Source organism: Pseudomonas sp. GL_139_B (assembly GCF_057834475.1).
In genome coordinates this window covers 3,047,365-3,065,309 of the sequence record NZ_CM174403.1, presented here as the reverse complement: position 1 = coordinate 3,065,309, position 17,945 = coordinate 3,047,365, and the positions used below count along the sequence as shown (strand labels likewise).

General features: G+C 57.9%; 14 protein-coding genes and 2 pseudogenes. 7 read left to right on the top strand and 9 right to left on the bottom strand.

From position 1 onward, the window contains the following. Positions 1 to 148: 148 nt before the first annotated feature. A complete protein-coding gene (locus tag AC3ISI_RS13975; protein ID WP_489337499.1) occupies positions 149 to 964 on the bottom strand; it encodes a helix-turn-helix transcriptional regulator in 816 nt (271 codons plus the stop codon). 96 nt (positions 965 to 1,060) lie between these two features. Between AC3ISI_RS13975 and AC3ISI_RS13970 the strand changes: the two genes are divergently transcribed. Then, positions 1,061 to 2,017, top strand: coding sequence for a threonine dehydratase (locus AC3ISI_RS13970; RefSeq protein ID WP_489337498.1), 957 nt, complete (start codon positions 1,061 to 1,063; stop codon positions 2,015 to 2,017). A 148-nt stretch (positions 2,018 to 2,165) separates the two neighbouring features. On the opposite strand, the gene gltS is transcribed toward AC3ISI_RS13970, so the two are convergent. Then, a complete protein-coding gene (gltS, locus tag AC3ISI_RS13965; RefSeq protein ID WP_489337496.1) occupies positions 2,166 to 3,380 on the bottom strand; it encodes a sodium/glutamate symporter in 1,215 nt (404 codons plus the stop codon). 265 nt (positions 3,381 to 3,645) lie between these two features. Here gltS and nspC point away from each other — a divergent pair, with 265 nt between their 5' ends. The 3 genes from nspC (at position 3,646) to AC3ISI_RS13950 (ending at position 9,123) form a co-directional block, all read left to right on the top strand. Beyond that, positions 3,646 to 4,743 (top strand): carboxynorspermidine decarboxylase, encoded by a 1,098-nt coding sequence (nspC, locus tag AC3ISI_RS13960; protein WP_489337495.1) that lies wholly within the window; start codon positions 3,646 to 3,648, stop codon positions 4,741 to 4,743. A 26-nt stretch (positions 4,744 to 4,769) separates the two neighbouring features. Then, entirely contained in the window at positions 4,770 to 6,014 is a 1,245-nt protein-coding gene (locus AC3ISI_RS13955; protein WP_489337493.1) for a saccharopine dehydrogenase family protein, read from the top strand. Positions 6,015 to 6,216: 202 nt separating this feature from the next. Next, a complete protein-coding gene (locus tag AC3ISI_RS13950) occupies positions 6,217 to 9,123 on the top strand; it encodes a sensor domain-containing phosphodiesterase (RefSeq protein WP_489337491.1) in 2,907 nt (968 codons plus the stop codon). Between the two features lie 35 nt (positions 9,124 to 9,158). Here the strand turns inward: AC3ISI_RS13950 and AC3ISI_RS13945 are convergent. Together AC3ISI_RS13945 and AC3ISI_RS13940 are read right to left on the bottom strand one after the other, a co-directional pair. After that, positions 9,159 to 10,133: pseudogene (locus AC3ISI_RS13945) on the bottom strand (methyl-accepting chemotaxis protein); the annotation flags it as partial. A 282-nt stretch (positions 10,134 to 10,415) separates the two neighbouring features. Beyond that, a pseudogene (locus tag AC3ISI_RS13940) lies at positions 10,416 to 10,667 on the bottom strand (PAS domain-containing protein); the annotation flags it as partial. Here AC3ISI_RS13940 and AC3ISI_RS13935 point away from each other — a divergent pair. Then, positions 10,566 to 11,030, top strand: coding sequence for a hypothetical protein (locus AC3ISI_RS13935; protein WP_489337814.1), 465 nt, complete (start codon positions 10,566 to 10,568; stop codon positions 11,028 to 11,030). The pseudogene AC3ISI_RS13940 and the gene AC3ISI_RS13935 sit on opposite strands and share 102 nt — an antisense overlap. A 50-nt stretch (positions 11,031 to 11,080) precedes the next feature. Here the strand turns inward: AC3ISI_RS13935 and AC3ISI_RS13930 are convergent, their stop codons facing one another. The 3 genes from AC3ISI_RS13930 to AC3ISI_RS13920 form a co-directional block, all read right to left on the bottom strand. Further along, complete coding sequence (locus AC3ISI_RS13930) at positions 11,081 to 12,382, bottom strand: NAD(P)/FAD-dependent oxidoreductase (RefSeq protein WP_489337490.1); 1,302 nt, start codon at positions 12,380 to 12,382, stop codon at positions 11,081 to 11,083. After that, the gene (locus AC3ISI_RS13925) at positions 12,379 to 13,467 is read right to left on the bottom strand and encodes a polyamine ABC transporter substrate-binding protein (protein WP_489337489.1); all 1,089 of its coding nucleotides are present in this window, start codon (positions 13,465 to 13,467) and stop codon (positions 12,379 to 12,381) included. Before AC3ISI_RS13925 ends, AC3ISI_RS13930 begins: the two co-directional genes overlap by 4 nt. Positions 13,468 to 13,624: 157 nt before the next feature. Then, a complete protein-coding gene (locus tag AC3ISI_RS13920) occupies positions 13,625 to 14,983 on the bottom strand; it encodes a glutamine synthetase family protein (protein WP_489337488.1) in 1,359 nt (452 codons plus the stop codon). 162 nt (positions 14,984 to 15,145) lie between these two features. Here AC3ISI_RS13920 and AC3ISI_RS13915 point away from each other — a divergent pair, with 162 nt between their 5' ends. Beyond that, positions 15,146 to 16,054: a helix-turn-helix domain-containing protein gene (locus AC3ISI_RS13915; RefSeq protein ID WP_489337487.1), complete on the top strand. Its 909-nt coding sequence runs from the start codon at positions 15,146 to 15,148 to the stop codon at positions 16,052 to 16,054. Positions 16,055 to 16,081: 27 nt separating this feature from the next. Here AC3ISI_RS13915 and AC3ISI_RS13910 read toward each other — a convergent pair whose 3' ends face one another. Further along, complete coding sequence (locus tag AC3ISI_RS13910) at positions 16,082 to 16,345, bottom strand: hypothetical protein (protein ID WP_489337485.1); 264 nt, start codon at positions 16,343 to 16,345, stop codon at positions 16,082 to 16,084. A 117-nt stretch (positions 16,346 to 16,462) separates the two neighbouring features. Next, positions 16,463 to 17,356 (bottom strand): LysR family transcriptional regulator, encoded by an 894-nt coding sequence (locus AC3ISI_RS13905; RefSeq protein ID WP_489337484.1) that lies wholly within the window; start codon positions 17,354 to 17,356, stop codon positions 16,463 to 16,465. 104 nt (positions 17,357 to 17,460) lie between these two features. On the opposite strand from AC3ISI_RS13905, the gene AC3ISI_RS13900 reads away from it, so the two are divergent. Further along, a complete protein-coding gene (locus tag AC3ISI_RS13900) occupies positions 17,461 to 17,937 on the top strand; it encodes a (R)-mandelonitrile lyase (RefSeq protein ID WP_489337483.1) in 477 nt (158 codons plus the stop codon). Positions 17,938 to 17,945 lie beyond the last annotated feature (8 nt).

The following is a 17,945-nucleotide window of genomic DNA, read 5'->3' as shown; positions in this document are numbered from 1 at the left end:
GCGGATTCTGTCTTACCCGTAGGCGATGACGCAAGGCGTTGTAGCCTTTGGGTGGTAACAGGAGGCTTCGTTTAAACAGGCAGGATTTTTGTTGTTTAAGCGCCAGAGAAAAAGAGGCGAATCACTCAATCCCACAGGGATTTGTGTTTTATCTGAAGGTTATTCGCAGCTGTGCCGGACTCACGCCAAGACGTTGCTTGAACGTAGTCGCCATGTGCGACTGTGAGTTGAAACCGCAAGTCTGGGCGATTTCCGCCAGCCTGGCGGTCGAATCGCGCATCAGCGCACGGGCCTTGGCGAGGCGTCGGTCGATCAGGTAACTGTGAGGGCTTTTGCCCGTTGCATTCTTGAATGCACGAATGAAATAGCCCTCGGACAATCCAAGTAGCCCCGCCATCGCCGGGACACCCAACACGCCGTCAAGCCCGGCATCAATGAACTCGTCGAGCAGACGCATCCGGCTACCGGTTATCGAGCCTATAGGGGGCGCCGACAATGCATCATTGTCCTGCGCCCGTTCAGCCAATGCGAGTGCCCAGTCCTCCCAATCATCGTCCACTGAGGCATGTAACAGCGCGGCGCGCATTCGCAGCGCCAGGGTAATGGCCTGTTGATCAATGCGATTGTTGAATGCACGGTCGCCTGTCAATCCAACACCATCAGTGCGCATGACTCGCAGGTATTCACCGCCCTTGGGCGACTCTGACAACACGTCACAACCAGCAGGGACGAACGCCAAACCGTTGGGCGTGGCGTTGTAGGGATGCACTCGATCGCTGCCGATGGCGTGCAGACCTCGCTGGCTATCGAAGGCAAAGCCAATCGCCGCCTGGGTTGCTACATATCGGGTTGCATAAGCGGCGCCGGGTAGCAACTCGATCGCCCATGGCCCGGCTTCGACCCGACGGATCGGTTCAGGCGGGAGCGGGGGCTGGTGGCGGTTTCGATGGCTCATGAACACCATAGTAAAGAAGCAGGTGCGTAAAAGTCAGGTCAGTTTTTTGAAAGCCGACAGGGTGAGCCGGTGCCTAGACTGGGCCAAACCCAAGGAGGACGCCTCATGCACACACTGACCCGCGACGATATCGAACAAGCAGCTCGCCACGTTTACCAGGTCATGCCGGCCACCGCCCAGTACGCGTGGCCTCTGCTGGCCGAGCGGTTGGGTTGCACTGTGTGGGTCAAACACGAAAACCATACACCTACCGGTGCTTTTAAAGTGCGAGGGGGTATTACCTTCATGCACTGGCTCAAACGCATGCACCCAGAGGTCAAGGGCATTGTCACCGCTACACGCGGCAACCATGGTCAGAGCCTGGCGCTGGCAGCCGGCGCGCTGGGCTTGAAGGCGTTGATTGTTGTACCGAAAGGAAACTCCGTAGAAAAGAACACCGCCATGCGCGGGTTCGGCGGCGAAGTGGTCGAGTTTGGCCGCGATTTTGATGAGGCCCGTGAAGAGGCCGAGCGCCTGGCACCAGTGCATGGCCTCTATTTGATTCCGCCGTTCCATGTCGAGTTGGTCAAAGGCGTGGCCACTTATGCGCTGGAGTTGTTCAAGGCAGCGCCGGATCTGGATACCGTCTATGTGCCGATTGGCTGTGGATCAGGGATTTGTGGGGTGATCGCCGCCCGGGACGCGCTGGGCCTGAACACCCGGGTGGTGGGCGTGGTGTCCGGTGAGGCAGCGGCAGCCAAGTTGTCGTTTGAAGCGGGAGAAATCCTTGAAACCGCTACGGCGAATACCTTCGCTGACGGCCTTGCCGTGCGGAAACCGGTTCCCGCCGCCTTTGCCATCTACGGCGCGGCTGCCGCACGAATCGTATCCGTCAGTGAGGAGCAAATTGCCGAGGCCATGCGTGTCTATTACACCGACACTCACAACCTCGCTGAAGGGGCCGGTGCGGCGGCCTTGGCGGCGCTTATTCAGGAACGTGAAGCAATGGCGGGGAAACGGGTAGGGGTGATTCTGTCCGGCGGGAATGTTGACCGATCAGTGTATGCACGAGTGATTGAGTGAATGATCGCTGCTGATGCCAAGGACATTCGCCTGGCTTGAGACCCCGTTTCAAACGCGAAACGCTTGGGGGCAGGCATGTCTGCTAAAACCCGTGCCCCCAGTAATGCTTGCGTCAACAAAATTGCTCTGAAATGGCCTGATTTGGTCATCAGATTCCACTGAACATGCCGATGATCACGGCATTGACCAGGTCAATGAAAAAGCCACACACCAGCGGCACGATCAGGAAGGCCTGGTGGGCGGCGCCGTACTTTTGAGTCACGGTCGTCATGTTGACGATGGCTGTGGCGGTGGAACCAAGGGCAATCCCGCCGAAACCGGAAGCAATCACACTGGCTTCGTAATCGCGCCCCATAAAGCGGAAGACCACAAAATACGTATAAAGGACCGTCAGCAGAATTTGCAGGGTCAAGGCGCACACAATGAACAGCAACACGCCATTGAGCTGCCATAACTGAAGCCCCATCAGTGCCATGGTCAAAAACATGCCCAGACAGATATCGGAGATCAGCGACAGACCCAGGCTGGCGCCGCTCCAGGATTTCAGCCGCTGATCGCCCACCAATGCGAGAACGATGTGGTGAATGACGATCCCCGAAAACAGGCAGCTGACGAATTTGGGCAGCGTAATGCCGGCATCGACCAACAGCAGGTTGAGCCCATAGCCGAGCATCAGGGTCAGGTTGAGCCACATCCACGCCCAGAGCACGTCGTAGTAGTCCAGTGGCTTGCTCTGTTGATCCTCGAGAATGCCGACCTCCAGCGCCGCATCCCCGGACGTTTTTAGTCGATAACGACGTATCAGTCGGTTGGCGATAGGACCACCGATCACGCAAGCGGCAATCAGACCGACCGTGTTGCTGGCCATGCCCAGTTCATGCGCGTTATGGATTCCCAGCTTTTCGATGAAAAGCGGCGCCCAAGCCAGGGTGGTGCCCGCCCCACCCGTGAGGGAAATGGAGCCCACCATCAAACCGGCCTTGGGATCGAGTCCAAAGGCCTCGGCCACACCCATACCCAGTACGTTTTGCAGGACGATGAATACTGCGGCGAGCACCAGCAGGATCAGCAGAGGGCGTCCGCCCTTGAGCAGTTGGCGCATGTCCGATTTCAAACCAATGCCGGCAAAGAAATAGAGCAGCAGGGTGTCGCGTATTTGCAGATCGAATTCGACCTCGATTTTAAGACCGAAGTACAGCAGGGACGTCACTGCCGCACAAACGAAGCCGCCGACGACTGATTCGGGAATACAGTATTGACGCAGTAGGGTGCTTTTTTGAACGAGGGTTTTGCCGAGGAAAAGCAGGAGGATGGCAAGGGTAAAACTCACGAGACCGTGAACCGAGAAGATCTGGGGCGTCATACAGAGCCTACCTAAAATCGGAAAAATTCATTATCACGAGTTGGCCGTTCAGTGTTTGGACCTGCGTCAATGAACGGTGGAAGGAGCATAGCAGGTAGGTTGAATCCTTCCTTCAGCCCCCATTCACTCGATAAATATCTGATATTTACGGGTTTGAAGTAAGCCGTGCTTCGCGTCGCGAGCACTTTCTGTACTTTCGATATATCGCCAGTGAAGGCACAATGCGCATCCTTTTTTTGGCTGGCCTTGCCGGAGGCGCCTCGAAATGATCAAAACGCCGTACTACCTTATCGACAAACAAAAGCTGCTGGCGAACATGCAGAAGATCGCCTATGTGCGCGAACAGTCTGGGGCCAAAGCGCTTCTGGCACTCAAATGCTTCGCCACCTGGTCGGTGTTCGACCTGATGCAGCAGTACATGGACGGCACCACGTCGTCGTCGCTTTACGAGCTCAAGCTCGGTCGGCAGAAGTTCGCTGGTGAGACCCACGCCTACAGCGTGGCCTGGGCCGACGACGAGATCGAGGAGATGCTCGAGAACTGCGACAAGATCATCTTCAACTCCATCAGCCAGTTGCAGCGCTACACTGAAGCTTCAGCAGGCAAGGTGCGCGGTCTGCGGGTCAATCCGCAGGTGAGCAGCTCGGATTACCTGTTGGCCGACCCGGCGCGGCCGTTCAGCCGTCTGGGTGAGTGGGACCCGGTGAAGATCGAGCAGGTCATCGAGCAGATCTCTGGTTTCATGTTCCACAACAATTGCGAGAACGGCGACTTCGGCCTGTTCGACCAGATGTTGAGCACCATCGAAGAGCGATTTGGGCATTTGCTGCACAAGGTCGAGTGGGTCAGCCTCGGCGGCGGTATTCACTTCACCGGTGACGACTACGAGTTGGACGCATTCTGCGCTCGCCTCAAGGCCTTCTCACAAAAATACGGCGTGCAGGTCTATCTGGAACCGGGCGAAGCGGCCATTACGCAGAGCGCGTCGCTGGAAGTCACCGTGCTCGACACGCTCTACAACGGCAAGCATCTGGCAGTCGTGGACAGCTCCATCGAGGCCCACATGCTCGATCTGTTGATCTATCGCCTGAATGCCAAGCTGGCGCTGAGCGAAGGCGAACACACCTACATGGTGTGCGGCAAATCCTGCCTGGCCGGAGATATTTTCGGTGAATATCAATTCGATCGTCCGCTGGCCATCGGGGATCGACTGTCGTTCATCGATGCAGCGGGTTACACCATGGTCAAGAAGAACTGGTTCAACGGTTTGAAAATGCCGTCCATCGTAGTGAAACAACTCGACGGTAGTGTCGAGGTGGTTCGTGAGTTTGGTTTCAACGACTACCTGTCCAGCCTCTCGTAAGCTGGCAGAAAGGAGATATAAAAAAATTGAAGAAAAACGTACTTATCATTGGTGCAGGAGGTGTCGCCAAGGTGGTGGCCCACAAGTGCGCGCAGCACAACGACGAACTCGGTCGTATTGCTATCGCGTCGCGCAACATCTCCAAATGTCAGGCCATCATCGACAGCGTCAAGTCCAAGGGCAGCCTTAAGCAGCCCGCCGAAATCAAGGCTTTCTCCCTGAACGCCCTGGATATTGAGGCGACCAAGGCGCTGATCCGCGAAACCGAATCGCAAATCGTCATCAACGTCGGTTCCGCTTTCCTCAACATGTCGGTGCTGCGTGCCTGCATCGATACCGGCGTGGCCTACCTGGACACCGCCATTCACGAAGAACCGGGCAAAATCTGCGAGACGCCGCCCTGGTATGGCAACTACGAGTGGAATCACCTCGAAGAGTGCAAAGAAAAGAACATCACGGCCATTCTCGGCGTGGGTTTCGACCCGGGTGTGGTCAACGCCTATGCAGCACTGGCGCAACAACAGTATTTCGACCACATTGATTCGATCGACATTCTCGACGTCAATGCCGGTTCCCATGGCAAGTATTTCGCCACCAATTTCGACCCGGAAATCAATTTCCGCGAGTTCACCGGACAGGTGTGGAGCTGGCAGAACAGCCAGTGGACCAGCAACACCATGTTCGAAGTCAAACGCACCGACGACCTCCCGGTTGTCGGGGCGCAGAACCTGTACCTGACCGGCCACGATGAAGTGCACTCTCTGTCGAAGAACCTCGGCGTGCCCAACGTGCGTTTCTGGATGAGCTTCGGCGAACACTACATCAATGTGTTCACGGTGCTGCGCAACCTCGGCCTGCTTTCCGAGCAACCGGTCAAGACCGCCGAAGGCCTGGAAGTCGTACCGCTCAAAGTGGTCAAGGCCGTGCTCCCTGATCCGAGCTCGTTGGCACCTGGCTACACCGGCAAGACCTGCATCGGCGATCTGGTCAAGGGCACCAAGGATGGCCAGCCGCGTGAGGTGTTCATCTACAACGTGGCCGATCATGAGGACGCCTTCGCAGAAACTGACAGCCAGGGCATTTCCTATACCGCAGGCGTGCCACCCGTGGCTGCCGCTCTGCTGGTCGCCCGTGGCGAGTGGGATGTGCAGCGTATGGCCAACGTCGAAGAACTGCCGGCTGAGCCGTTCCTCAAGGCGCTGGATGTGATGGGCCTGCCGACCCGTATCAAAGACGCGAATGGAGACCGTCCCTGGAACGGCAACGCCTGAGGCGCCAAAAATCCTGGTGAATCCCGTTTGCCGTTCTAAACGCAAAAACGCCGCTCTTTGAGCGGCGTTTTTGTTTGTGCGGTCTCGTAAAACGAATAAATCTATTGAAATAAATTCGTATTCGCTATAAACGGGAAGCACACTGGCACATTGCTAACAACAAGATAGTGAGTATCGCCATTTTTTGGCTCAGGGAGCGCTGATGAGTATTCGTCCATTGACCGACTCCTCGCGGCAATCAAACGATTGCGACGTTGTCGCACCTCGACTGAAAGGGAACTCGGATACAGCCGGCATGGCTTACGCTGGCAACGAAGATACGATCGAACAATTGCTGGACTCAGCGCGCAACTGGGCCCACACCACTGCGTGGGTGGTTTACCGCGCCGGTGAACAAATGCATTGGGTCGGGCAGGGCGACCCAACGATGCAGTGGCCGTCAAGCGTTGCTAATGGAGAATTTGAAGCTTTCTGCCTGAGCAGGGGCTTGCACCGCTGGCCGACCGGCAGAGGCGAAAGTGAGCTGGGTTGGCTGCTCGCGCCCGTCGCCGATGCCGCGGAACCAGCGCTCGCCGAGTTTGCCCAGCGCCTGGGCATTGAGCTACAGACCAATACCCTTGCCCGTGCGCAGATTACTCAGCGTGTGTTGTATGAAATTACCTATCTGGCCAGTTCGACCCGCGACCGGTCAGTGTTTCTGGTGGGGGTTCACGAGTTGCTGGCCAGCCTGATCGATGCCGAGAACTTCTATCTCGCACTGTATGACCCGCACAGTGGCAAGATTGACTACCCGTATTACGTCGACATCATCGACGTTGATGCCTTGGAGTCCCAGCAATACGAATACCTTGACCCTTCGCACCTGTCGTTGACCGGCCAGGTATTGACCTCTGGCCAGCCGTTGCTGATCGACGCCGCCGGCATTCTTGCGGCTCAAGCCGAGGACCGTTTCTACTGCGTAGGTGATCGTCCCGAGTTCTGGATGGGCGCTCCGTTGAAAAATGCCTCGGATGACGTGTTTGGCATGCTTGCCATGCAGGTCTACGACGTTTCTCGTACCTACAGCGCTGAAGACCGCGCGCTGTTTCTGGTGGTGGCGCGCCATGTTGCCATGGCGCTGGACCGGATTCTGCACCGCGAGGATCTGGAAGAGACGGTGGTGCGTCGCACCCTGGAACTTTCTGCACTCAACGACGCATTGCGCCAGGAAGTGGCAGAGCGAGAGCGCGCCGAACATCTGCAGAGTGCCTTGTTCCAGATTGCTGAACTGTCGAGCCAGCCTGGCGACATGGCTGAATTGTTTCAAACCTTGCATGGCATCGTCGGTGATCTGCTGTTCGCGAAGAACTTCTACATTGCGCTATTCGACGACGCGATCAGTGAAGTGACCTTTCCGTATTATGTCGATGAGCGGCAAATCACCTGCCCGTCGGCACGCCGTGGATGCCGGGGCTTGACTGAGTACGTTATCCGACAGCGTCGACCGTGCCTGATCGACGCCGACGAGGCTGAACGACTGGCTGCGCACGGTGAAATCGAACTGGCCAATGAGTCTGTCCGATCCTACTCCTGGCTGGGCATTCCATTGTTCGATAGCGATGTGGTGCGTGGCGTGCTCGCGGTGCAAAGCTATACCTCGCAGGTGCAGTACACCCAGCGAGACCAGGAATTGCTGACATTCGTGTCGCGGCACATTGATACCGCGCTGTCGCGACGCACGGCCGCCGAAGCGATCCATGCCGCCAACCTCAAACTGGAAGCACGGGTGCAGAACCGCACCCGCGAACTCGATCACGCCAATGCCAAGTTGCAACACGAAAACTCCCACGACTCGCTGACCGGGCTACCCAACCGTACTTACCTGCAACAACGCCTCAGCCAGGCCTGGTTGCGGTTCGGCAGCGAAGGCGGGCACCTGGCGGTGATGTTCATCGACCTTGACCGTTTCAAGATGGTCAACGACAGCCTCGGCCACCATTTTGGTGACCTGCTGTTGATGCAGGCCGCCCACCGTTTACGCGGTTGTCTGCGCGAGACCGACATGCTGGCGCGCCTTGGGGGGGATGAGTTTTCGGTGCTGGCGCCTGAAGCGCCGCTGGACGTGCTGATCGAAATCGCCGAACGAATCCTGGTGGCGTTTGACCTGCCGTTTTTCATCAATGGCCATGAAGTTTTTTCGTCCTGCAGCATCGGCATTGTCAGTGCCGACAGTCAGTTCCATCATGAGCCAGCCGACTTGCTGCGCGATGCAGATGCAGCGATGTACCGGGTCAAGAGCGCCGGGCGCGACAGCTACGCGGTGTTCAACCAGGAAGTGCGCCGTGAAGTCTCGGACCAGGTGGAGCGGGAAGGCGCCTTGCGTAATGCACTCAAACGTACTGATGAATTGCTACCGTATTTCCAGCCGATTGTCAGCGTCGAAAGCGGCGAACTGTTGGCCCTCGAAGCGCTGATCCGTTGGCATCAGCCGGGCGGCCGGGTGATCGCGCCGGGCGAGTTTTTGCCGGATGTCGAAGGTTTGCGCCTGATCGGTCGACTGGACTTGTACATGCTCACCAGCGTTGCGGCGATCCTCGCACAGCCCCAACACGCCAATTGGCCTGCGGTGCACGTCAATTGCTCCAGCTACAGCATGACGCGCCCGGATTTCGCCAGTGATGTGCTCGCACTGTTGGAGCGGCACGGGGTCGCGCCGTCGCGAATCTGCCTGGAGCTGACCGAAGGTGCGCTGGTGGCTGAGCCAGCCATTGCCCGACGGACCATGCAGCAACTGGCCGATAACGGTATGTCGGTGGTGCTCGATGACTTCGGTGCAGGGTTTTCATCCCTGAGTTATGTGCATCAATACCGTTTCAGCGGCTTGAAGATCGACAAGTCGTTCATCCTCGAATTGACTACCAGCGCTCGCAGCCGTGCAATCGTGCGGGCAATTGTGCGGATGGCCCAATCGCTGGACCTGAGTGTGGTGGCTGAAGGCGTAGAGGATGAAGCGACACTGGACTTGCTGCGCGAAATCGGCGCCGGCCAGGCCCAGGGTTATTATTTTGCCAAGCCAATGGGGTTGGAGGCGTTGTTGGCGAGTTCGCTGATCGTCCCCTCAGGTTGCTGACCCACATCCCTGCAGGTCGTCAACTGGAATAATGGCTACCGGTTAAACCGCTCAGCCAGGCTGTGCAGATATTCCGCCATTTCTTCAAGATCCTGACTAATTGCGGCCCCTTGTTTAGCCTGCCCGGCACTGTGATCACACAACTGGGCAATCCGCGTGATTTGTTGATTGATATCTTCAGTTACGTGACTTTGCTCCTCCGATGCGGACGCCATTTGCTGGCTCATGTCGGTGATCCGGCTGACGGCTTGACTGATGCCAACCAGAGCCGATTGCACCGCTTCGACACGTTGCATGCTGTCGCGAGAAATCTGCTCACCCTTGCTGGCCGTTGATACGGCGCGATCGGCACCGCTATTGAGTGAAGCGATGATGCCGTGGATCTGTTCGGTGGATGTGCGGGTGCGCTGTGCCAGCGAACGCACCTCATCGGCCACCACAGCAAAACCTCGACCTTGTTCACCTGCCCGGGCCGCCTCGATTGCCGCATTGAGTGCCAGCAGGTTGGTTTGTTCGGCAATCGACGTGATGACATCCACGACACTGCCGATTGATTGCGTCTCGCTCGCCAGCGCGTTGACCGCCTGCCCGATTTCATTGACGGCCTCATTCATGGCGACCATGGCATGCAGACTTTGCCGGGCCAGTTCACTTCCTTCCCTGGTCAACTGGTCGGCGTCGGACGCAGCATGCGCAGTAGTGATTACATTTTGAGTCACTTGCTGATTCGTTGCCGCCATCTGCGCGATGGCCGCGGCAGACTGGTCCGTTTCACTGCGCTGGCGGTCAAGCGACTGGGCTTGCGAACCGGAAAGTTCGGAGGACAGTGCCGCTTTGGCCTTTACATTGACCCCTGCATCGACAAGTCTGCTCAAGGCTGTCTGCAAGCGAGATTCCTCACTGAGCATGGCCATGTCCAGCCGAGCCTGGGGGCCGTAGTTGTCGCTAAACGTGAGCGCTACCAACGGGTCGGAAAATGCTTTTGGATGCTCCGCCAGGGTGCGTTCGATGGCCCGGCGATGTCGGGACTCGATCAGGTACCAGGCAATGGTCAGGCTCGCCAACAAAACTCCCTGAGCCGCAGCTTTGGGTAATAACTGATCACCCAGCAGTGAAATCCCGCCTGCCATCAGCAATGGCCAAGCGTGTTGCAGAGGCCGGAAAATCCGCGCGCTCAGCGCAACGATCGGCTTGCCAGCCCGCATCCTTGCATAAAGTGCTGTTGCCCGACGGACCTGGTCGCGGCTGGGCACCGAGCGAACCGACTCGTAACCACTCATGCGGCCGTTTTCATAGATGGGCGTAACGTAGGCACTGACCCAATAGAAATCACCATTTTTTGCGCGATTTTTCACAATACCCATCCAGGGTTTGCCTTGCTTGATGGTGTGCCACATATGAATGAATACCCCAGGTGGCATATCGGGGTGTCGAACCATGTTATGGGGCTGGCCGATCAATTCATCGTAAGTGAAGCCGCTGATGGCAACGAACGCGTCATTGCAGTAAGTGATTCGGCTATCCAGATCGGTGGTGGAGATCAATCGTTGTTCGGCGGGAAATACTCTTTCATGCTCGGTGACGGGCAAGTTCACACGCATAAAACGCGATCCTTATTCGGATTATTATTAGGATTTGAGGCATGTAAATCGGAACTATGGCGCAAAGGCATCATCCAGCAGTACCTGCTGGTGACTTCTACGCCCATTTTTCGGAGGGGGACCATTCATTCGGCGACAAACGTTTTTCATTTAACGACAACTTCATTGCCGTTCATGAATAAAGTTCAGAGTGATGGAGGGCCTTTACTGGGCTTGAACGAGGGGAGGGGCGACGTTAACGGGTATTGCCTGATGCCGGGCACCTTCCGCCAACCGAAATCGGCAGGAGGCCGCTGGGCAGACTGATCAGGGCGGGGGGGCAAGCCCCCTCGCAGAGGGGGTTCAGATATAGGCTGTCATCCCAGCACTTCCCGCATTCGATACCAGAGCATTCCCAGCGCAAGCAGTGGCGAGCGCAGGGCGCGCCCGCCGGGGAACGTCATGTGCGGCACGGCGCTGAAGATGTCGAAGCCCTGGCTGTGGCCGGCGTGGATGGCTTCGCCCAACAGTTTGGCGCACCAGTGGGTAACGTTCAGGCCATGGCCGGAATAGCCCTGGGCGTAGAACACGTTCGGGTGCTGGCTCAAGCGTCCGACCTGAGGGAAGCGATTGGCGGAGATGCCGATCATGCCGCCCCATTGGTAGTCGATCCGCACTTTGGCCAATTGCGGGAACACCTTGAGCATTTGCGGGCGCATGTACGCCGCGATGTCGGTCGGATCGCGCCCGGAATAATGGCAGGCACCGCCGAATAGCAAGCGCCGGTCCGCCGAGAGCCGGTAGTAATCCAGGCCGACCTTCTGGTCGCACAACGCGACGTTATGCGGGATCAGTTGCGCGGCAGCGTCCTCCGACAAGGGCTCGGTGGCGATGATGTAGCTGCCCGCCGGCAGCACTTTGCCGCTGAGCTTGGGTTCGAGTTCCTCCAGATGCGCGTTGCAAGCCAGCACCAGACTGCCGGCGCGCACCGTGCCGCCGGCACACCGCACCTGCACGGTACTGCCATGAATCAGTTCCAGCACCGGGCTCTGCTCGAAAATCTGCACCCCCAGCGATTGCGCAACACCTGCTTCGCCGAGTACCAGGTTCAGCGGGTGCAAATGCCCCGAGCCCATGTCCACCAAACCACCGGCATACACGCCGGAGTTCACTACCTGCTCGCGGATCTGTCCGGGTTCGACCAGGCGGGTTTCATGGGCGTAGCCCGAGGCGATCAGTTCCGTGTGTTCGGCCTTCATCCCGGCGAACTGCGCCGGGGTGTTGGCCAGTTCGCAGAAGCCCCAGCGCAGGTCGCAATCGATGCCGTGTTCGCGGACCCGATTACCCACCACTTGCACCGATTCGACGCCGGCACGTTCCAGATAGCGCACACCTTCGGCACCAACGTGCTTGGCAAATCCGCTGACGTCATGGCCGATGCCGCGAATCAACTGGCCGCCGTTCCGCCCGCTGGCCCCCCAGCCAATCCGCCGAGCCTCCAGCAGGATCACCGAGAGCCCGCGCTGCGCCAGTTCGATGGCGGTGTTGACGCCGGTGAAGCCGCCGCCGATCACACAGACATCGGCCACCAGATCCGAGGTCAGCGTGGGGCGCTGCGTCAGCCCGTTAGCCGATGCGGCATAGTAGGACTGCGTGTGTTCGTTGCTGTATTGAGTCATTTGTTGGACTTCACTTTGCTCCAGGAACGGGTCATCAAACGCATGATCGCCTGGGGCGGGGTGGTCGAAATGTAGAGTTTGTCGAGGACGGCCTGCGAGGGATACACCTCAGGGTTGTTCACCAGTTCCGGGTCCATGAATTCCTTGGCCGACGGGTTCGGGTTGGCGTAACCGACCGACGCGCTGACCTTGGCAATCACTTGTGGGTCCAGCAGGTAGTTGATGAACGCGTGGGCTTCTTTTGGATTGCTCGCGTCGGCAGGAACGGCCAGCAAGTCGAACCACAGGTTGCTGCCTTCCTTGGGAATGGCGTAGGCGATGTTCACGCCGTTCTTGGCTTCCTTGGCGCGGTTGGCGGCCTGGAACACGTCACCCGAGTAGCCGAAGGCCACGCAAATGTCGCCGTTGGCCAGGTCCGAAACATATTTTGAGGAGTGGAAGTAGGTGATGTAGGGACGGATGGCCAACAGCTTGGCTTCGGCCTTCTTGAAGTCCTCAGGGTTTTCGCTGCGCGGGTCCATGCCCATGTAATTGAGCATCGCCGGGAACACTTCATCCGCGGAGTCCATCATTGACACGCCGCACTGGCTCAGTTTCTTTATGTTTTCCGGTTCGAACAAAACGGCCCAGGAATCGATGTGATCGACGCCCAGCACTTGCTTGACCTTGTCGACGTTATAGCCGATGCCGTTGGTGCCCCATAGGTACGGGACCGAGTGCGCGTTTTGCGGATCGTTTTTTTCCAGCAACGCCAGCAGTTTCGGGTCGAGATTTTTGAAGTTCGGCAGTTGCTCGCGGTCCAGTTTCAGGAACGCACCGGCTTTCACCTGACGTGCGAGGAAGTGGTTGGACGGCACCACCACGTCGTAGCCGGTGCGGCCCGCGAGCAGTTTGCCCTCCAGGGTTTCGTTGGAGTCGAAGACGTCGTAGATCACCTTGATCCCGCTTTTGGCCTGGAAGTCGGCGAGGGTGGTTTCGCCGATGTAATCGGTCCAGTTATAGACGCTGACCTGTGGCTGAGCCTGCACGCCAGTGCTGAACACTGCCGCCAGCGCGACCGGGACCACGGATTTCAATAGACGCATATCGACACCTCTTCTAATTATTGGATTCTTCCGGAGTTTCTTTGGTGTTCTGGAGGCCGCCATCGCGAGCAGGCTCGCTCCCACAGGGGAACGCATTGCAGATTTGGAATGCATTCCCCTGTGGGAGTGAGCCTGCTCGCGATGAGGCCGTTATGGGCTAGACACTCATCATCAGGAATTCCCGCTCCCAGGAGCTGATCACGCGCTTGAAGTTCTCGTGCTCCGCACGCTTGACCGCGACATAACCGCGGACAAACTTACTGCCCAGATAACGCTCGACGGTGTCGCATTCTTCCATCTGTGTCAGCGCGTCTTCGATGGTGATCGGCAAGCGCAGGTTGCGACGTTCATAGGCGCGACCTTGCACCGCTGCGCTCGGTTCTACGCGCTCGACCATGCCCAGGTAACCGCACAGCAAACTGGCGGCAATCGCCAGGTACGGATTGGCGTCGGCGCCCGGCAAGCGGTTTTCCACACGCATGGCATCAGGCGAAGAAGTCGGCACGCGCAGGCCGACGGTACGATTTTCTTCGCCCCATTCGACGTTGACCGGCGCCGAGGTGTCCGGCAGGAAGCGGCGGAACGAGTTCACGTTGGGCGCGAACATCGGCAGTACTTTTGGGATGTACTTTTGCAGGCCGCCAATGTGGTGCAGGAACAGCTCGCTCATGTTGCCATGCGCGTCGGCGAAGATCGGCTGGCCGGTTGCGATGTCGACCACACTCTGGTGGATGTGCATGGCGCTTCCGGGCTCATCGCCAATCGGCTTGGCCATGAAGGTCGCCGCGACATTGTGCTTGAGCGCGGCCTCGCGCAGGGTGCGTTTGAACACGGTGATCTGGTCAGCCAGGTCCAGCGCGTCGCCGTGACGGAAGTTGATTTCCATCTGCGCCGGGCCGTCTTCATGGATCAAAGTGTCGAGGTCCAGACCTTGAAGTTCGCACCAGTCATAGACGTCTTCGAACAGCGGATCGAATTCGTTGGCGGCATCGATGGAAAACGACTGGCGACCGCTTTCGGCACGGCCCGAACGGCCCATCGGCGCCTTGAGTGGCAAGTCCGGGTCTTCGCAACGCTGGGTCAGGTAAAACTCCATTTCCGGCGCGACAATCGGCCTCCAGCCTTTGTCGGTGTACAACTGCAGTACTTTCTTCAGCACGTTGCGCGGCGACAACTCGATCGGGTTGCCGAATTTGTCAAAGGTGTCGTGGATAACGATAGCAGTGGGCTCGATGGCCCATGGAATGACGAAAACCGCATCAGGGACTGGCTTGCAAACCATGTCGATATCGGCCGGGTCAAGCAGGTCGTAGTAGATGTCGTCGTCGACAAAGTCCCCGGTTACCGTTTGCAAAAGCACACTTTCCGGCAAGCGCATGCCTCGCTCATGCAGGAACTTGTTGGTGGGTGCAATCTTGCCGCGTGCAATGCCAGTCAAGTCGCTGACCACACACTCGACTTCGGTAATTTTGTGATCTTTCAGCCACGTGAACAGCTGATCGAAGGGGACATTCATAAAGACCTCGTTATTGGTTTTATTAACGCCGGGGGAGAGCTGTTTCATTCACCGCACTCTTCCCCTGAGACGCGTTGACGACTATCTTGGGCGAGCCTTGCGGTTCCATCTATCCACTTTAAGCAGCACCAAAACGCACCAAACGAGTGCGTAAGGTCTCCCATGTCAGCGTCCAGTCCGATTCAGGTCCAAGCCTTCAACACCGAAGATGTAGCCGAGCAAATCCGCGCCACACCGGGTTGGGTGCAGCACTATCAGCAAATGTCTCCGGGGCATTTCGCCGGGCGTGTGCGCTATCTGGACTTGCACGGCGTGGAGATCTACGAAGAGCAGATGAATACCCGGGTCGAGCAAAATTTCAGTGCACCCCAGGGATCGCTGGCGTTCTGTTTTGATCGCAGCGACAACGCGCTCTACCTGCTCAATGGCGAGAGCCGCAACATTTGGATCACCCCCGAGAACTACCAGGAAATCGCCGTGGTGTTTGGCCCGGAGTTCGTTCAGCAACAAGGTTTGAACGTGGCGCAGCTCGAGGGGTTGTTCATGTCACCGCTGAACTCAGGGCAGAATGCGTTGTTCAGTCGCTGGTTAAGCGGCACGCTGACCCGGCTGGGAGAAACGCTCGACCCTCCGAGCAAGGAAGCCTTGACCCAGCAGTTGTTGGAGGACTGTTTGTACATCCTCGACAACGCGTCTGTTTGCCTCGATCGAGGCGGCTTACAGCGTCGCACTGAAGCGCGCACGATCATGAAACGCATCGGTGAGTGGGCTGCCGATTCCCCGGATGAAATCCTTAATCTGCTGGATCTTTCGCAGGTCGCCGGGGTGTCGCTGCGCCAGTTGCAGCAGGCTTTCAAGGCCTTCACCGGGATGACGCCGACCCATTGGCTGCGTCTGCGCAGGCTCAACAGCGCCCACCGTGAATTGCTCAGCTGTACGCCGAACCAGACCACCGTTGCGCAAGTTGCGATGAACTGGTCGTTCTGGCATCTGGGGCGGTTTTCCAGCAGTTATCGGGCGTTGTTCAAAGAATTGCCGAGTGAAACGCTCAAGCGTGGCGGTCAGCGCTGATTGAACTCAAGCAACGCGTACGGAACATCATGAATGGTTGACTTGAGCCTTTGAGGTCGAAAGGGCGGGCTTGATGATCAATACAATCACGCACATCAATGCCAAGCCCAGCATCAAGCTGCTAACCACAAATGCAGCGGCCGCGTAGGCACCTGCACGAGTGCGGTGCTTCAACAGGCGTAGTGGCAGGATCGGTTGATGGACTCGCGCTTCGTGGATGATAAACACCGTCAGTAACAACAGGCCGCCCGACACGCTGGAGAGGGTAATTGAATCGCTCCATCCGGCCATGGCCGAGCGCACAATAACTTCTCGGGGGGGCGGCGCAATACGCCATCTTAGGTCCCGAGCGTTGTGCTGATTAGTCTACTAAAAGCGCTTTAGCCTATGAGCAGGGCTTGAATGGCGTCAGCCCTGATAACGCAACGCCTCCAACAGCAACGCAAACGCCGGCGAAGCCTGGCGCCGGCTCGGGTAGTAGAGGTGAAAACCGGAAAACGGCGGGCTCCAGTCTTTCAACACCTGCACCAGTCGACCGTCCGCAAGATGAGGTGCCACGAGGTCTTCGGGGATGTAGCTCAGGCCGAAGCCGTCCAATGCTGCTTGGAGCAACTGGTAAACGCCATTGAAGGTGACCTGGCCCGAGACGCGGACATTGAGGCTTTCCTGGTTCTTTTTAAATTCCCAAGTGTACAAGCCGCCGCTGGTTGGCAGCCGCAGATTGTTGCATTGATGCCCAGTCAGATCGCGCGGCGTTTCGGGTAATGCGCGCTCGGCAAAGTACGTCGGGGAACCTACCACCGCCATGCGCATGTCCGGCCCGATTCGAGTGGCAATCATGCCCTGCGCCACATCTTCGCCCAGGCGCACTCCGGCATCAAAACCCTGCGCGGCAATATCGACGAAACTGTAATCGCAACAGACCTCCACCGAAATATCCGGGTATTTGGCCAGGAACGGTTTGAGGACCGGCCACAGGATGAACTCCAGCGCATGGTCCATGGCGTTGATGCGGATCTTACCTGCCGGTGTATCGCGCAAGTCGTTCAGCGCGGCTAGCTCGATTTCGATCTCTTCAAAGTGCGGGCCCACGGTTTCCAGCAAGCGCTGACCAGCCTCGGTAGGTGAAACGCTGCGCGTGGTACGGGTCAGCAGGCGAAGGCCCAATCGCGCTTCCAGTGCGCGAATGGTATGGCTCAGCGCCGACTGGGAAACCCCCAGCTTGCCGGCGGCTTTGGTAAAGCTTCGCTCACGCGCAACGGCGAGGAATGCGAGCAAGTCGTTGGCGTTTTCCCGAAGCATTCATGAGTCTCCCTCATAGGTTTAACCCGATTCTAACGGCTAATCGTAGGAGTGCGTAGCGGGTAGATTAGTGCGCCTTGCCACTGCCTGGCGTCAGGGCTGATATGAATAATCTTGCCGTCACCGCGCTCTCGTTTTCGCTGTTCGCTTTTGATTCACACGCTAAGGAGACTCCGATGCTGACTGTTACACCCAATGGATCCCAACCCTCCGTCAAAGGCCCCGCCGATTACTTCACTGGGACGGTGCGTGTGGATGCGCCATTCAAAGGCTCTGAACCAGCTCAGGTCAGCGGAGCCACGGTTACGTTCGAGCCCGGTGCGCGCACCGCTTGGCACACACATCCGCTGGGGCAGACGTTAATTGTCACGGCAGGAACGGGCTGGGTGCAGGCGCTTGGTCAACCGTTGCAGGTGATCAGGCCGGGCGACACCGTATGGATCCCGCCTCGCGTGAAGCACTGGCACGGCGCAACGGCCACCACCGCAATGACTCACATCGCCATTGCCGAAGTGCAGGATGGCAAGGTGGTTGACTGGGTGGAGCAGGTCAGCGAAGCGGATTACGCTCACGCACAATAACGGTTTGA

What these genes read in the sequence shown, in the direction of transcription:
- AC3ISI_RS13975 (WP_489337499.1), bottom strand. Translation starts at nt 964, where the DNA reads ATGGTGTTCATGAGCCATCGAAACCGCCACCAGCCCCCGCTCCCGCCT.
- AC3ISI_RS13970 (WP_489337498.1), top strand. Translation starts at nt 1,061, where the DNA reads ATGCACACACTGACCCGCGACGATATCGAACAAGCAGCTCGCCACGTT.
- gltS (WP_489337496.1), bottom strand. Translation starts at nt 3,380, where the DNA reads ATGACGCCCCAGATCTTCTCGGTTCACGGTCTCGTGAGTTTTACCCTT.
- nspC (WP_489337495.1), top strand. Translation starts at nt 3,646, where the DNA reads ATGATCAAAACGCCGTACTACCTTATCGACAAACAAAAGCTGCTGGCG.
- AC3ISI_RS13950 (WP_489337491.1), top strand. Translation starts at nt 6,217, where the DNA reads ATGAGTATTCGTCCATTGACCGACTCCTCGCGGCAATCAAACGATTGC.
- AC3ISI_RS13935 (WP_489337814.1), top strand. Translation starts at nt 10,566, where the DNA reads ATGGGGCTGGCCGATCAATTCATCGTAAGTGAAGCCGCTGATGGCAAC.
- AC3ISI_RS13930 (WP_489337490.1), bottom strand. Translation starts at nt 12,382, where the DNA reads ATGACTCAATACAGCAACGAACACACGCAGTCCTACTATGCCGCATCG.
- AC3ISI_RS13925 (WP_489337489.1), bottom strand. Translation starts at nt 13,467, where the DNA reads ATGCGTCTATTGAAATCCGTGGTCCCGGTCGCGCTGGCGGCAGTGTTC.
- AC3ISI_RS13920 (WP_489337488.1), bottom strand. Translation starts at nt 14,983, where the DNA reads ATGAATGTCCCCTTCGATCAGCTGTTCACGTGGCTGAAAGATCACAAA.
- AC3ISI_RS13915 (WP_489337487.1), top strand. Translation starts at nt 15,146, where the DNA reads ATGTCAGCGTCCAGTCCGATTCAGGTCCAAGCCTTCAACACCGAAGAT.
- AC3ISI_RS13910 (WP_489337485.1), bottom strand. Translation starts at nt 16,345, where the DNA reads ATGGCCGGATGGAGCGATTCAATTACCCTCTCCAGCGTGTCGGGCGGC.
- AC3ISI_RS13905 (WP_489337484.1), bottom strand. Translation starts at nt 17,356, where the DNA reads ATGCTTCGGGAAAACGCCAACGACTTGCTCGCATTCCTCGCCGTTGCG.
- AC3ISI_RS13900 (WP_489337483.1), top strand. Translation starts at nt 17,461, where the DNA reads ATGAATAATCTTGCCGTCACCGCGCTCTCGTTTTCGCTGTTCGCTTTT.